Below are 14,529 nucleotides of genomic sequence, written 5' to 3' on the forward strand. Positions count from 1 at the left end.
GACGGCGTGCGTCATGCGCCGCCGTCCGCGCCTTCTATCGGCCCGGTTGGGAGGGAGCCGCGACGACGCTAGCCACGATCCGGCGGACCAGTAGCTGCACCATCAGCAGCGTCGGAAAGGCGACGAGCCATGACAGCCCCCAGGCGCCCGGCCACGTCGCGAGGAACGCCGGCGTTGCGCCGAGGCTCCGAAGCGTGGAAATGATCGACACCACGGCTGTCATGAGGATGGACAGCACGAATGGCATCACGATCGGCGCATAGCGCGCCGGCAGTTTGCGAACCGCAATCATCTGATTTCTCTTTGGAATAGGACGCGTCAGTCACGGTGAACCTGAAAATGGCATCGATCCCGACGGCGTCGGTTGATGCGTTGGTTCACGTAAAACGCTTACGGCGACCGAAAAAAAACGGCGCGGCTGTTCATTATCCGCTCATGTTGGATGGTTCAAGCTGGATTTGGTCGTCGGTTTACAATCGTTCAAAGCGTGACAGATTGCCGCGATCAGGAAACCATTTCAGTGGTTTGCGCATTATGTCTCGTTTGATTATGTCGCTTTGAGCGAGAACAGAGGAAGGTCAAGATGAATAAGGGACCGATGATTTCTGCAGCCGGCCGCAACCTTGTGTTGGCAGCTTTCGCAAGTCTTGTTCTGATTACAGCCTCTATCACGCCTTCGGCTGCCAACTCGCCCGCGCCCACCAAGGCCGCTGCCGCGGGCCCGGCCGCTCCGGCTGCCACCGATTTCAGCGCCGCCGCTCGCCGCCACCGCTATTATCGACGAGGTCCGAACGCTGCAGGCCTCGCCTTCATGGGCGTGGCGGCAGGTCTGATCGGCGGCGCGATCGCAGAGAGCAGGCGCCAGGAGTACTACGAGGACCGCTATAATTACGGCCCCGGTCCTTACTACGGAGGCCAGGGCTATTACGGCGGCGGTCCCTACTATGGTCCGCGCGGCTATTATCAGCCGTATTAGGCGCCTGTCCTCGCCGCAATCTCTATCGCGCCAAGGGGCGGTGTTTTGCATCGCCCCTTGTTGCTTCTGCGCGAGGCGTCTCATTGCGCGACCTGTGTTGCGGGTGCGTCAATCTTCTCCGAGAAAAAGATTCCGCTTTACCGAAATTCGGTTTTGGCGTATGTGTCGCCCATCCCGGCTCACCCTTGAGGGGCGACCATGTGTCGTGATGGTCGTAGAGCCGGGCTTGCGGTGGACGCGACAGCGTCGGGCGCGAAAGTGCGGGCAGGGCGGATTGCTCTCCGTGAGCCCGAGGCTTCGTGTCGACGAGCGGCGCTGTCAGGTTCGTCTCGCCAGTATTTCGATGGCAACGTGCACAACGCCGTCGGACCCTGTGGCGAAATGGCGGGCCGTGCGTACGGCAAAACCGTGTGGTCCTGGCCGTCGTTGCTACGGTCAAGCCTTTGCGGAGGCGGCATTCGCGTCAACCGGCGCGGTGTCCGCGACTTTCGCTGGGGCGAGGGAGGCCAACAGGAACTCGGCTCCCGGGAGAGCACGGCATAAGCCGTAAAGCCACTGCGCAGGGAAGGCCGAGTGATTTGGCTACACCTGTATGCTGCTGTGCGGTTTCCTTGCGCTACACTTTCGCGCAGCGGACCGTGGGTGCCAGCCGGCACCCGGCCTTCCCTGCGCCCTCTTGGACAAGAGGGTGGAGCGACCAAGCAAAGCTCGGGCGAAATGCGCCGCGAGGATGCGAAGGTGTGTCTGTCGTTTGAAATGGATGCGACGTTGAATTCCGCTCTCGTGCCCCGGACGCCGCGCAGCGCCTTGCGGTGCGCTGCAGAGCCGGGGCCCATGCTGCAGAGAATTCGCAGCTTCTGGGTCCCGGCTCCGCGCCGCAACGCTAAGAGGCGTTGCAGCTTGCCCGGGACACGAGAGTGAGCACCGGGTCCCGACTAAATATTCGGCAATCGTGCTTGCGGCGCCGATGGACTTGCCCGCAGCAATCCGGTTCAATACGGCCAATTGGGTTTTTAGGCGACAATGATGTCGAGATATCTGCTGGTCCTTCTGCTGATCGCCTCGCCGGCCGTGGCGCAGGTCAAGCTGACCCCAAAAACCTCGGCGGCGCATCCGGACCCCTGCGTGCCGATCGGGCGTACCGCGGACGGCAAACTGGTCTACTCGATGAAATGCGAGAATCTGCCGGTGCCGCCCCCGCCACCGCAGGCGGAACTGAGGGAGGCGCCGCAGCCTGCCGCCGAGCCGGAGCTGGGGGCGCGGCGGAGCGGCGTTTTCGGCTGGTCCTACGACCGCAGGTGATGCGGCCTCGCCCCTTGCGCGAAGCTCGATGGAATGCTTTTTGCCCAAGAGTTTCCGGTGAGAGTATCCCGGGAGGCCACCGCCCCGATCCAGAGAGATGAGATGAGCAAACTCGTTATCCGCGCCGGCGACTTCACCTTCGATGCCCGTTTCGAGGAGCAGCTGGCGCCCAAAACTGTCGCCGCGTTCCGCAAGGCGCTGCCGTTCGAAAGCCACATCATCCATGTGCGCTGGAGCGGCGAGGGCGTGTGGATGCCGCTCGGCGACCTCGATTTCGGGGTCGGCTACGAGAACCACACCAGCTATCCCGCGCCCGGCCAGATCATCCTCTATCCCGGCGGCATCAGCGAGACCGAGATCCTGATGGCCTATGGCGGCGTGAGCTTCGCAAGCAAGATGGGCCAGCTCGCCGGCAATCATTTCATCACGCTGACCTCTGGCCTGGAGAACCTGGCAACGCTCGGCAAGAGCGTGCTGTGGAAGGGCGCTCTGCCGATCCGCTTCGAGGAAGTCTGAGTGACTGACGCCCGCTACCCGCGCGATCTCCGCGGTTACGGCCGCAACCCGCCGCACCCGCAATGGCCCGGTGATGCGCGGGTCGCGGTGCAGTTCGTCGTCAATTTCGAGGAGGGCGGCGAGAACAGCATTCTGCACGGCGATCGCGCCTCGGAAGCGTTTTTGTCCGACGTGCTCGGCGCGCAGCCTTGGCCCGGCCAGCGCCACGCCAATATCGAATCGATGTTCGAGTATGGCTCGCGCGCCGGCTTCTGGCGGCTGTGGCGAATGTTCAATGAGCGCAAATGGCCGACCACCGTGTTCGGTGTCGCTACCGCGCTGAAGCGCAATCCGGAAATCGTGGCTGCCATGAAGGAGGCGGGCTGGGACATCGCCAGCCACAGCCTGAAATGGATCGAGCACAAGGACATGACCGAGGCGCAGGAGCGCGCGGAGATTGCGGAAGCGATCCGCGTCCACACCGAGGCGACTGGATCGCGGCCGCTCGGCTGGTACACCGGGCGCTCCTCGAACAACACCAACCGTCTGTTGATGGAGGAGGGCGGCTTCCTCTATCTCTGCGACTCCTACGCCGACGATCTGCCCTATTGGGTCAAGGGCGCGAGCGGCAAGCAGCTCGTCATCCCCTATACGCTTGACGCCAACGATATGCGGTTCATCAACCCGCAGGGCTTTGCCGAAGCCGAGCAGTTCTTCACCTATCTGAAGGATGCCTTCGACGTACTTTATGCCGAAGGCGAGAGCGCGCCGAAGATGATGTCGGTCGGCCTGCACTGTCGACTCGCCGGCCGACCCGGCCGCGCCGCGGGGCTGATCCGCTTCCTCGACTACATCGGCAGGCACGAGCGCGTCTGGGTGCCGACGCGGTTGCAGATCGCACAGCATTGGCACGACAAGCACGCGCATCTTGCGGCCGACGCGTTTGAGATCGGGTGAGGGGGGCGATGTCGCAGATCTCGCTGTCTGATCTCAATGCGGCCGACGAAGCCGGTTTCGTTGCCGCGCTTGCCAACGTCGTCGAACATTCGCCGTGGATCGCCGGGCAACTCGCCGCGAAGCGGCCGTTCGCCGGCATCAACCAATTGCACGCCGCGCTAATGGCGGCGATCCAGAGTGCCGAGCCCGACGTGCAATTGGCGCTGATCCGGGCGCATCCGGACCTCGCCAACAAGACCCAGCGCGCGGCGGGGCTCACGGAGGAATCGACCGCCGAGCAGAACAGCGCCGGGCTCGACCGGCTGTCAGAGGCCGAATACGCAGCGTTCGAGCGTGTCAACAACGCCTATCGTGACAAGTTCGGCATTCCCTATATCGTCTGCGTGCGTCGTCACACCAAGGATTCCGTGCTGGCCGACTTCGAGACGCGGTTGCGCAATATCGCCAAGACCGAGACGCGACGTGCCATCGAGGAGATTGGCCGTATCTCGGCGTTGCGGCTCGATCAACTCGTCGCAGCCAATGACAAGCTTAGGGTACATGGCCGGCTGTCGACCCATGTATTGGACAATCACGTCGGCAAGCCCGCGTCGGGCATCCCGGTGGAGCTCGTTGAACTCTCCGCGCTCGGCGAGAGCCGCGTGATCGCGCGCACCGTCACCAATGCGGACGGCCGCACCGAGCAGCCGCTGATCGGCGGTCGTCCGTTGCCGATCGGCCGCTATGAACTCCGATTCAGCGTGGCCAAATATTACGCCGAGCGCAACGTGCAGCTCGCCGATCCGCCGTTCCTCGACGAGATCCCGCTGCGCTTCGCGATCAGCGAGCCGGAGGGGCACTATCACGTGCCGCTATTGGTCACGCCGTGGAGCTATTCGACCTATCGCGGCAGCTAATTACCGAACTTCTCGCGCAGCGCCGGAAACAGCCGGTCCGGCTTGAAGGGCGGCGCGGTGAAGCGGATGCCGGTGGCATCGGCAATCGCGTTGCCGAGCGCGGCGGCGACCGGATTGTACGGGCTCTCGCTCATCGACTTCGCCCCCAACGGTCCGATCGTGTCGGATGTCTCGGCGAAGAAAACCTCGGTGCGCGGCACGTCGGCAAAGGAGGGCAGGTGGTAGTCGCGGAATTTCGGGTTGGTGACGCGGCCGTCCGCGTCGATCACCATCTCCTCGTAGAGCGCGGCACCGAGCGCCTGCGCGACCCCGCCTTCGACCTGACCGCGGCACTGCATGGGATTGGCGACGACACCGGCATCAGCCGCATGCACGCTCCTGAGAATATTGAGCTCGCCGGTGCCCTTGTTCACGGCGACGCGAAACCCCTGCACGTTGAAGCCGACCGAACGCGGCGTGCCGCTGGAATTGCCGGTGCCGGCGAAAGGCTGGCCGCGTTCGCGCGCGAGCTCTGCCAATTCCACAAAGGTCATGCGCCGCACCCCACTGACAACGGCCTCGCTTTCGAGCGTACAGCTCCCGACGTCGCAGAGCCATGCGCCGGCGGCGGCTGTCTTCAGCTCGGTCGCAAGCTGCATGGCTGCCGCATGCGTCGCCTTGCCGGCGACGAACATGCCGGCGCTGCCATAGGCGCCGGTATCGTGGCCACCGTGGGCGGTGTCGGACTGGCGCAGGCGAATCCGGTCGACGGTGGTCGCAAGCGTTGTCGCCGCGATCTGCCGGTGCACGGTGCTGGTGCCGTTGCCGAACTCGGCGGTGCCGACCGTGAGGTCGAAGCCGGCCTCATCGTTGAGCGCGACCATGGCATCCGCGAGATGGCCGGCCGGGGGCGCCGTGTCGATCATGGTCAGCGCGAGGCCGTCGCCGATCAGCCACTCCGGCGACAGGTCCGGTTGGGGACCATCGGCCCGCATCGCGCGCTCGACGAGATCGAGGCACTGGTCGAGCCCGTAGGAGCCATAGAGCACGTCGTGAAATTCCGACGGTGGCGGCGACAGCATGGGATCGCCGGGCTTGACGACGTTGCGCCGGCGCATCTCGTAGGGGCTGACGCCGAGCTGCCTTGCCAGCTCGTCGATCGCGGCTTCGGTCGCGATCAGTGTTTGCGGCAAGCCATAACCGCGGAACGCGCCTGCCGGCACCGCATTGGTGTAGACCGCGTAGCCGTCGACCTTCTTGTTCGGGCAATTGTAGACGGCGATGGACTCGGACAGCGAGTGGAACATCACGGGGCCGGCGTGATTGCCGTAGGCGCCGGTGTTGGAGAGCACGTTGAGCTGGAGCGCGGTGAGCCTGCCGTCCGCGTCCGCACCGGCCTTGATGTGGACCCGCATCGGATGTCGCGTCGAGGTCGCGATGAATTGCTCCTCGCGGGTGAGCTCCAGCTTCACCGGCCGCCCGGTCTTGAGCACCGCGAGCGCCAGAATGTCCTCGACGAACATCTCCTGCTTGCCGCCAAAGCCGCCGCCGACGCGCTCGCAGAACACGCGGACCTTGTCGATGGGAAGCTCGAAGATATCGGACAGCGCGCGCCGGGTCAGGAACGGCACCTGCGTCGAGGTGCGAACATTGAGCACGCCCGAAGCATCGAGCCAGGCCAGGCCGCCATGGGTCTCCAATGCGGCATGCTGCACACGGTGACTGTGGAAGGTAGCCTCGTAAGTGACGGCGGACGTCGCGAGCGCAGCTGCGACATCGCCGAATTCGCCATGCGTCTCCGCGGCGACGTTGCGCTGGGCGTCGGCGATCCGGTTCGCGGTGGTGCGGTCAGGATGAATGACAGGTGCACCCGGCGCCATCGCCTTTTCAGGGTCGATCAGCGCAGGCAGAAGCTCGTAATCGACCTTCAGCCGGCGGCAGGCGTCCTCGGCGGCGGCTTCGCTGTCTGCGACGACGGCGGCGACCTTCTGTCCGATGAAGCGGACAACGTCGTCAAGGATCCGGGTGTCCTCGGGATCCATCCAGTCCTTCTCGTGCCGCGCGGTCGAGATCAGCACCGTAGGCGCATCCTCATGCGTCAGCACCGCGTGCACGCCGGGAATGCTCAGCGCCGCAGACTTGTCGATCGCGACGATCTTCGCGTGGGCGTGCGGTGAACGGAGCAGCTTGATATGCAGCAGGCCGTCAATCTGCGTGTCGAACGTGTAGCGCGCCTTGCCGCGCACGACGTCAGGGCCAGCTGGCGCCGGCAGGCTGCGGCCGAATGCGGCGCCGGCCTCGACGTTCTCATCGACATTGGACTTGCCGAGCAGCGCATCCTCGATCGAACGATAGCCGGTGCAGCGGCAGATATTGCCCTTCAGCGCCACGCCCAGATCGGTGCGCTGCGCTTGGTTGAGCGAGGCACAGGTCAGGATCATGCCGGCGGTGCAGAAGCCGCATTGAAAGCCTTGCGCATCGAGGAAGGCCTGCTGCATCGGATGTGCGCCGCTGTCCCCGCCGAGACCTTCGATCGTGGTGACGGCGCGCCCCTCGGCGCGGAAGGCCGGGATCAGGCAGCTATGCACCGGCTCGCCGTCGAGCAGCACGGTGCAAGCGCCGCAATCGCCGGCGTCGCAGCCCTTCTTCACGCCGAAATGACCGAGCTCGCGCAGGAACGTGCGCAGGCACTGGCCGGCGCGCGGTGCTTGCGAAAACGGTTTGCCGTTGACCTCGAAGCTCATGATGGTGCCGCGCCCAGGAGTTCGTCACGGATCTCTTCGGCAAGCCGTAGTGTCATGTGCTTGCGCCAGAGCGGCTTGCCGTGGATGTCGGTGTGGTAAAGCTCGTCGGTGATGTGTTGCTCGATCGCATCGCGGAGCGCGCTCGCGTTGGGCGGCTTGGGAAAGGACAGCTGGATCGGTCGTACCGTGGATGCGGTGACCGTGAGCTTCAGCGTGCCGTCGGTATCCAGGCTGCCGATCAGAAGCGCCGCCGAGCGGCCGACCGGCGCCAGCGAGATCTGGCGAAAGGTCGCGCGACGCTTCAACGCGGCAATCGGGATATCGATCTGCCGGAGCAGGTCCCCTGTCGCGAGACGATTGCGCTGGTTGCCGGTGACGAATTCGGTGACTTGTATCTTCCGTTCGCCTCCGTCTGCCTTCCAGATGGTGCAGACCCCGTCGAGCGCGGCGGTGAGCGAGATCATCGGTCCCGCCGGAAGCGACATGCAGAGATTGCCGCCGACGGTTGCAGTCTTCCAGATCTTGAACGATGCAAGGAAGGCGCGGCAGCACTGGTTGATCAGCGCCGCAGCGAACCAGCCGGGTGGGCAGACGAGTCCATCGAGCTGCGCAACGGTGCACGTGGCGGCGATGCCGAGATGGCTCTCGGTGACGGTCAGTGCCGGCCATTTCAGGTCGGCCAGATCGATGAGCCGAGTGAGGTGGACCTGCGGCTCCGAGAACAGCCAGGTGCCGCCCGCGAGCCAAGCATCACCTGCCCTCCAAATCGGCAGCTGGGCGCGCGTTTGCGGATGGGCCACTGTCGTGATGGTATTCAAATCCATGGCTGCGCCAACGCTTCCGCCCCGTGAATCATGCAACAGAGTCTTGCAAGACCGGAGCCAAGTCGCAACAACAAGTAGCTAGCTGGAAGGCGTTCGGGCGGCTTCCGCATGGGGCGGCCGCCGTCTACGGATGTGAGGAGGAGCGGGATTATGAGCGATGCAAAGCCGATCTGGATCAGGGATCCCCTGGCTATCCTGGCCGACGGGGCCGAGCGCGGGGTCGTGGTGAAGGACGGTCGGATCGTCGAACTCGTGCCGGCCGGCGGTGTACCCGCAACCGCGGATGTTGCGGTGTTCGATGCTGGCGACCACGTCGTGCTGCCGGGACTCATCAACACCCATCACCATTTTTACCAGACGCTGACACGGGCGCTGCCGGCGGCGATGGACCGCGAGCTGTTTCCCTGGCTCCAGGCGCTCTATCCGGTATGGGCGAAGCTGACGCCGGATGCGCTCGAGCTCGCTGTCACGGTGGCGATGTCGGAGCTTCTGCTCTCCGGCTGCACCACCACGACGGATCATCACTACGTGTTTCCGGCGGGGCTCGAAGACGCCGTCGATATCGAAGTCGGAGTCGCAAAACGGCTCGGCGTGCGGGTACTGCTCACGCGCGGCTCGATGAACCTGTCGCAGCGCGACGGCGGCCTGCCGCCCGATAGCGTCGTGCAGGATGAGGACACCATCCTCGCGGACAGCGCGCGCGTGGTCGCCAGGCACCACCAGCGCGGCGCGGATGCGATGGTACAGATCGCGCTCGCACCGTGCTCGCCCTTCTCGGTGACGACGTCCCTGATGCGCGCCACCGCCGATCTCGCCGGCAAGCTCGACGTGCGCCTGCATACCCATCTCGCCGAGACCGAGGACGAGAACAAATTCTGCCAGGAGATGTATGGTTGCCGTCCGCTCGATTATCTCGAGCAATGCGGCTGGCTCAATGCGCGGACGTGGCTCGCCCATGGCATCTTCTTCAACGCCGAGGAGATGAAGCGGCTCGGCAAGGCAAAGACGACCATCAGCCATTGCGCGTGCAGCAACCAGATTCTGGCGTCCGGCGGCTGCCCTGTCTGCGAGATGGAGGAGGCCGGTGTCGGCATCGGCATCGGTGTCGACGGCTCGGCCTCGAACGATGGATCGAACCTGATGCAGGAGGTGCGGACCGCCTTCCTGCTGCAACGGGCGCGCTACGGGGTGACGAAGGTCAGCCACAAGGATGCGCTGCGCTGGGCTACCAAGGGGTCGGCGGCGTGTGTGGGCCGGCCGGAACTCGGCGAGATCGCGGTCGGCAAGTCTGCCGATGTCGCGTTGTTCAGGCTCGACGAATTGCGCTTCTCCGGCCACGGCGATCCGCTGGCCGCACTGGTGCTGTGCGGGGCGCATCGGGCCGACCGGGTGATGGTGGCGGGAAAATGGGCCGTGATCGACGGCGCGATCCCGGGGCTGGACGTCCCTGACCTCATCCGCCGCCACAGTTCGGCGGCGCGGACTATGCAGGCGGGATAACATCCCGGCGAAAATAAAAAGAGGGGGCGACCACAAGTGCCGGGTGCTTCTGGCCACCCCCTCCGAACCTCCTCCGGGAGGAGCAGGTGATTTAGGCAATGCAAGAAGCGTGCTACTTGCCCGGCAGCTTGTCGTCGATGCCCTTGACGTAGAAATTCATGCCGAGGATCTGGCCGTCGTCGAGATTTGCGCCGCCCTTGCACTCGACCGGCTTGCCGTCCTGCCCAACGACCGGGCATTTGAACGGATGCAGCTTGCCCGCGGTGATCGCGGCCTGGGCATCCTCGGCGATCTTCTTCACGTCGTCGGGCATGTTGGTGTAGGGCGCCATCGCGAACATGTGGCTGTCGAGGCCGCCCCAGGTGTCCTCGGATTTCCAGGTGCCGTCGAGTTCCGCCTTGACGCGGGCGATGTAGTAGGGACCCCAGGTGTCGAGGATCGAGGTCAGCTGGGTCTTCGGCCCGAACTTGATCATCTCGGAATCCTGGCCGAAGGCGAGCTTGCCGCGTTCGCTGGCGATCTGCATCGCCGCCGGCGAATCCGTGTGCTGCATGATGACGTCAGCGCCCTGGTCGATCAGCGCCTTGGCAGCGTCCGCCTCCTTGCCCGGATCGAACCAGGTGTTGGCCCAGATGATCTTCACCTTGATGTTCGGGTTGATGGTCTGCGCCGCCAGGATCGTCGCATTGATGCCTGAGACGACCTCCGGAATCGGGAACGAGCCGATATAGCCGAGCACGCCGGACTTCGACATCTTGGCCGCGATCAGGCCCTGGATGTAGCGGCCCTGGTACCATTTGGCCGAGTAGGTCGACATGTTCGGATTGCGCTTGTAGCCGGTAGAGTGCTCGAAATGCACGTTCGGGTATTTCTTCGCGACCTTCAGCGTCGGATCCATATAGCCGAACGACGTCGTGAAGATCAGCTTGTTGCCGGCGCGGACGAGCTGCTCGATGGCCCGCTCGGCGTCGGGACCTTCAGGCACGTTTTCCAGATAGGTGGTCTCGATCTTGTCGCCGAGCTCCTTCACCAGCGCCTGGCGTGCCAGCTCATGCTGATAGGTCCAGCCGAGGTCTCCGATCGGACCCAAATAGATAAAGCCGACTTTCAGCTTGTCGGCGGCGGAGGCTGCACTGACGCTTCCGGCGAGCAAAAGCCCGGCAGCCAGCGCAAGAAGTGATTTCCTCATCATCAATCTCCAAACATCAGGGGAAAGCCACGATCCGCAACGTGCGCGCCCCATCGCGCACGCGGCAGAAATGAAACGCTAGCGGTCAGGCACGAACACGGTGCCGAGTGCGGCCGGCGCGGTCGATCCGCCGGTGCGCGCGCGGGAGAGCAGGACCAGCACGATGACGGTCGCAAGGTAAGGCAGCGCCGACATGAACTGCGAGGGAATGCCGACGCCCCAACCCTGCGCGTGCAGTTGCAGGATCGTCACCGCGCCGAACAGGTAGGCGCCGACCACGAGTCGGCCGGGCCGCCAGGACGAGAACACCACCAGCGCCAGCGCGATCCAGCCGCGGCCTGCGGTCATGCCGGGAATGAAGAAGGGCGTATAGGCGAGCGGCAGATAAGCGCCGGCAAGTCCGGCGCAGGCGCCGCCGAACATCACGGCCAAGGTACGAATGCGCAGCACGGGATAGCCGAGCGCATGCGCGGAGACGTGGTTGTCGCCGCAGGCGCGCAGGATCAAGCCGGGTCGCGTGCGGTACAGGAACCACCAGACGCCGACGACCAGCGCCAGCGAGAAATAGATGAAGGCGTCCTCGCCGAACAGCACGCGGCCGATCAGCGGGATGTCGGTCAAACCGGGGACGTAGAGATGCACTGCCGGCGTGATGCGCTCGCCGACGAAGCCAGCGCCGATTAGGCCGGACAGACCGACGCCGAGGATGGTCAGTGCGAGACCTGTCGCAACTTGGTTGACCGCAAGCCCGAGCGCCATCAGCGCGAACACCAGCGACATCATCGTGCCGGCGACGATGCCGAACAGTGCGCCAATGAATATCGAGCCGGTCAGCCACGCACCTGCAAAGCCACATGCGGCGCCAACGATCATCATGCCCTCGACCCCGAGATTGAGCACGCCGGATCGTTCAGTCACGAGCTCGCCGGTCGCCGCGATCAAAAGCGGCGTTGAGGCGGCGAGCACCGCGAGGATGATGGCTTCAACCAGCTCCACGAGCCACCTGTCGGTTCGGGAACACCAGCTTGAAGCGGTATAGAATGAGGGAATCGCAGGCGAGCACGTAGAACAGCAGGATGCCCTGGAAAACCTTGGTGACGTCCAACGGAATCTTCATTGTGATCTGTGCCTGCTCGCCGCCGATAAAGGTCAACGCAAGAAAAAGGCCTGCAATTAATATTCCAAGCGGGTTCAATCGGCCGAGGAAGGCAACGATGATCGCGGTAAAACCGTAGCCCGGCGAGATACCGGGCTGAAGATGGCCGACCGGTCCTGCGACCTCGATGATACCGGCGAGGCCCGCGAGCGCGCCGGAGACCGCGAAGGTCAGGATGACCAACTGATTGGAATTGAAGCCGCCGAACCGCGCGGCGCGGGGCGCTGCACCGACCACGCGAATCTCGAATCCCTTGATGGTGCGTCCGAGCAATATGGCCGCTGCCGCGACGACCAACAGCGCGACGATGGAGCCGAGATGCAGCCGGCCGCCTTCGATCAGCAGCGGCACCGTTGCGACCGGATCGAACTCGGCCGTAGTCGGGAAGTTGAAACCGTGCGGATCGCGCCATGGCCCGCGCACGAGATAGTCGAGGAAGAGGTCGGCGACATAGACCAGCATCAGGCTGGTCAAGATTTCGCTGGCGCCGAACTTCACCTTGCAGATCGCCGGGATCAGCGCGTAGAGCGCGCCCGCTGCGGCGGCGAGCACAAGCATGACCGGCAGCACCCAGGCGCCGGCGTCGGTGCCTTGCGTCTTCACTGCAATCCAGCTTCCGGCGACCGCGCCGATCAGGAACTGCCCTTCGGCGCCGATGTTCCAGACGTTGGCGAGATAGCAGAGCGACAGCCCGATCGCGATCATCACCAGCGGCGTCGCCTTCACCGCGATTTCCTCGAGCGAATAGCTGTCGGTCAAAGGCGCGATGAAATAGGCGTGCAGGGCGAGCAGCGGATTCTTGCCGAGAATCGCGAACAGGATGACCATCGTCACGATCGTGAGGCCGATCGCGATCAGCGGAGAGATCAGTGCGATCGTGTTGGAGCGTTCCGCGCGCTTCTCAAGCACCAACTGCATGCACGGCTTCCTCCGGCTCCAGCGTGCTGCCGCCCATCAACAGCCCGAGTTTTTCGCGGGTCGCCTCGCTGATGGCGAGCGGGGCGGACAGATGGCCGTGGAACATCACGGCGATGCGGTCGGCGATTTCCGCGAGCTCGTCGAGGTCCTGACTGGTGACGAGCACGGCGGCGCCGGCGGTTGCAAGATCAAGCAACGCCTGGCGAATGACGGCGGCAGCGCCGGCGTCGACGCCCCAGGTCGGCTGGCTCACCACCAGCACCGCGGGGTTGCGCAGGATCTCGCGTCCCACGATGAACTTTTGCAGATTGCCGCCGGAGAGGCTCGCGGCTTCCGGATCGCGTTTGGCCTTGCGGACGTCGAACGTCTCGGTCGTGCGATCGACGGTCTTCAGCGTCGCGGCGATGTCGATGAAGCCGTGATGGACCATACCGCTGGCGGCGTGCCCGGTGAGCAGCGCGTTCTCCGAAAGCTTCATGCGCGGCGCAGTGCCGTGGCCGAGCCGCTCTTCGGGAACGAAAGCCGCGCCGAGCTTGCGGCGCTGCGTGATCGAGAGGTGGCCGGCAGCAAGGCCTTCGATCACGATCGTGCCGGGGTCCCTCGACAAGCGCTCGCCGGACAGTGCAGCGAACAATTCGTCCTGGCCGTTGCCCGCGACTCCGGCAATGCCGAGGATTTCGCCACCCTTCAGCTCGAACGAGATATGCTCGAGCCGCACGCCATGCGCCTCGCCAGGAGCGAGCGTGAGGTCGTTGACGACGAGGCGCGGCACGGTGGTCTTCCGGCCGGCGGCCGCTTTCACTTGCTTGACCTCGGCGCCGACCATCATGCGCGCGAGCGAAGCGGCGGTCTCAAGCCTGGGATTGCAGGTCTCGACCTTCTTGCCGCCGCGCAGGATCGTCGCGGTGTCGCACAGGCGCTTCACCTCTTCGAGCTTATGGCTGATGTAGAGGATGGCGCGGCCTTCGGCCTTGAGCCGCTCCAGCACGATGAAGAGCTGGTCGGCTTCCTGCGGGGTCAGCACCGCGGTGGGTTCGTCCAGGATCAGGAATTGCGGATCCTGCATCAGCGCGCGGACAATCTCGATGCGCTGGCGTTCGCCGACCGACAATTGCCAGACCTCGCGTTTGGGATCGAGCGGCAGACCATAAGTCTTCGACACCTGCTCAAGCCGTGCCGAGATGTCCTTGAAAGACTCTCTCCCATCGAGGCCGAGCGCGACGTTCTCGGCGACGGTGAGATTGTCGAACAGCGAGAAATGCTGGAACACCATGCCGATGCCGCGACTGCGAGCTTCCGAGGGACCGGTCAGCGCGACCGGCTTGCCGTTCCAGAAAATATCGCCGGCGCTGGGCTGGATCAGCCCGTAGATCGCCTTGACCAGCGTCGACTTGCCGGCGCCGTTCTCGCCCAGCAGCGCGTGGATCTCTTTCGGCCAGATATCAATGTCGATGGCATCGTTGGCGAGGAAATCCCCATAGCGCTTGGTAAGCCCGATCGTCCTGAGGAGCGGGGTTTCGCCGGAATGCAGGCCGTTAGTCGTTGGATCCAACATTCGCTGATGCACTTGCACGGGGTGAAGTGCCTCAATAG

General features: G+C 64.4%; 13 protein-coding genes. 6 read left to right on the top strand and 7 right to left on the bottom strand.

Annotation, left to right across the window (positions count from 1 at the left end):
- Window positions 1–34: 34 nt before the first annotated feature.
- Window positions 35–292: a DUF2798 domain-containing protein gene (locus ABIB06_RS07700; protein WP_354045209.1), complete on the bottom strand. Its 258-nt coding sequence runs from the start codon at window positions 290–292 to the stop codon at window positions 35–37.
- 291 nt (window positions 293–583) lie between these two features.
- On the opposite strand from ABIB06_RS07700, the gene ABIB06_RS07705 reads away from it, so the two are divergent.
- From ABIB06_RS07705 to uraD, 5 genes are all read left to right on the top strand, one after another.
- Window positions 584–976 (top strand): hypothetical protein, encoded by a 393-nt coding sequence (locus ABIB06_RS07705; RefSeq protein ID WP_354045207.1) that lies wholly within the window; start codon window positions 584–586, stop codon window positions 974–976.
- A gap of 1,023 nt (window positions 977–1,999) precedes the next feature.
- On the top strand, window positions 2,000–2,278 hold the full coding sequence (locus ABIB06_RS07710) for a hypothetical protein (protein WP_354045206.1): 279 nt from the start codon (window positions 2,000–2,002) through the stop codon (window positions 2,276–2,278).
- A gap of 102 nt (window positions 2,279–2,380) precedes the next feature.
- On the top strand, window positions 2,381–2,794 hold the full coding sequence (locus ABIB06_RS07715) for a DUF3830 family protein (protein ID WP_247348369.1): 414 nt from the start codon (window positions 2,381–2,383) through the stop codon (window positions 2,792–2,794).
- Window positions 2,795–3,730, top strand: a complete 936-nt coding sequence (gene puuE / locus ABIB06_RS07720) for an allantoinase PuuE (RefSeq protein ID WP_247443875.1) — start codon at window positions 2,795–2,797, stop codon at window positions 3,728–3,730.
- An 8-nt stretch (window positions 3,731–3,738) separates the two neighbouring features.
- Complete coding sequence (gene uraD, locus ABIB06_RS07725) at window positions 3,739–4,626, top strand: 2-oxo-4-hydroxy-4-carboxy-5-ureidoimidazoline decarboxylase (protein ID WP_354045205.1); 888 nt, start codon at window positions 3,739–3,741, stop codon at window positions 4,624–4,626.
- Here uraD and ABIB06_RS07730 read toward each other — a convergent pair.
- Together ABIB06_RS07730 and ABIB06_RS07735 are read right to left on the bottom strand one after the other, a co-directional pair.
- On the bottom strand, window positions 4,623–7,349 hold the full coding sequence (locus ABIB06_RS07730) for a molybdopterin-dependent oxidoreductase (RefSeq protein ID WP_354045204.1): 2,727 nt from the start codon (window positions 7,347–7,349) through the stop codon (window positions 4,623–4,625). The genes uraD and ABIB06_RS07730 overlap by 4 nt on opposite strands.
- The gene (locus ABIB06_RS07735) at window positions 7,346–8,173 is read right to left on the bottom strand and encodes an FAD binding domain-containing protein (protein ID WP_354045203.1); all 828 of its coding nucleotides are present in this window, start codon (window positions 8,171–8,173) and stop codon (window positions 7,346–7,348) included. Before ABIB06_RS07735 ends, ABIB06_RS07730 begins: the two co-directional genes overlap by 4 nt.
- 150 nt (window positions 8,174–8,323) lie before the next feature.
- Between ABIB06_RS07735 and ABIB06_RS07740 the strand changes: the two genes are divergently transcribed.
- On the top strand, window positions 8,324–9,673 hold the full coding sequence (locus ABIB06_RS07740; RefSeq protein ID WP_354045201.1) for an 8-oxoguanine deaminase: 1,350 nt from the start codon (window positions 8,324–8,326) through the stop codon (window positions 9,671–9,673).
- 112 nt (window positions 9,674–9,785) lie between these two features.
- Here the strand turns inward: ABIB06_RS07740 and ABIB06_RS07745 are convergent, their stop codons facing one another.
- The 4 genes from ABIB06_RS07745 to ABIB06_RS07760 all read right to left on the bottom strand — a co-directional run bounded on the left by ABIB06_RS07745 (window position 9,786) and on the right by ABIB06_RS07760 (window position 14,491).
- Window positions 9,786–10,862 carry a BMP family ABC transporter substrate-binding protein gene (locus ABIB06_RS07745; protein ID WP_354045199.1) on the bottom strand — a complete coding sequence of 359 codons (1,077 nt, stop codon included), beginning with the start codon at window positions 10,860–10,862 and terminating at the stop codon, window positions 9,786–9,788.
- A 78-nt stretch (window positions 10,863–10,940) separates the two neighbouring features.
- Window positions 10,941–11,858 (bottom strand): ABC transporter permease, encoded by a 918-nt coding sequence (locus ABIB06_RS07750; RefSeq protein ID WP_247348357.1) that lies wholly within the window; start codon window positions 11,856–11,858, stop codon window positions 10,941–10,943.
- Window positions 11,845–12,936, bottom strand: coding sequence for an ABC transporter permease (locus ABIB06_RS07755; protein WP_354045197.1), 1,092 nt, complete (start codon window positions 12,934–12,936; stop codon window positions 11,845–11,847). Before ABIB06_RS07755 ends, ABIB06_RS07750 begins: the two co-directional genes overlap by 14 nt.
- Complete coding sequence (locus tag ABIB06_RS07760; RefSeq protein WP_354045195.1) at window positions 12,920–14,491, bottom strand: ABC transporter ATP-binding protein; 1,572 nt, start codon at window positions 14,489–14,491, stop codon at window positions 12,920–12,922. The genes ABIB06_RS07755 and ABIB06_RS07760 overlap by 17 nt, the downstream gene beginning before the upstream one ends.
- Window positions 14,492–14,529 lie beyond the last annotated feature (38 nt).

Origin of the sequence: Bradyrhizobium sp. LB8.2 (genome assembly GCF_040548035.1) — a bacterium.
GTDB lineage: Bacteria > Pseudomonadota > Alphaproteobacteria > Rhizobiales > Xanthobacteraceae > Bradyrhizobium.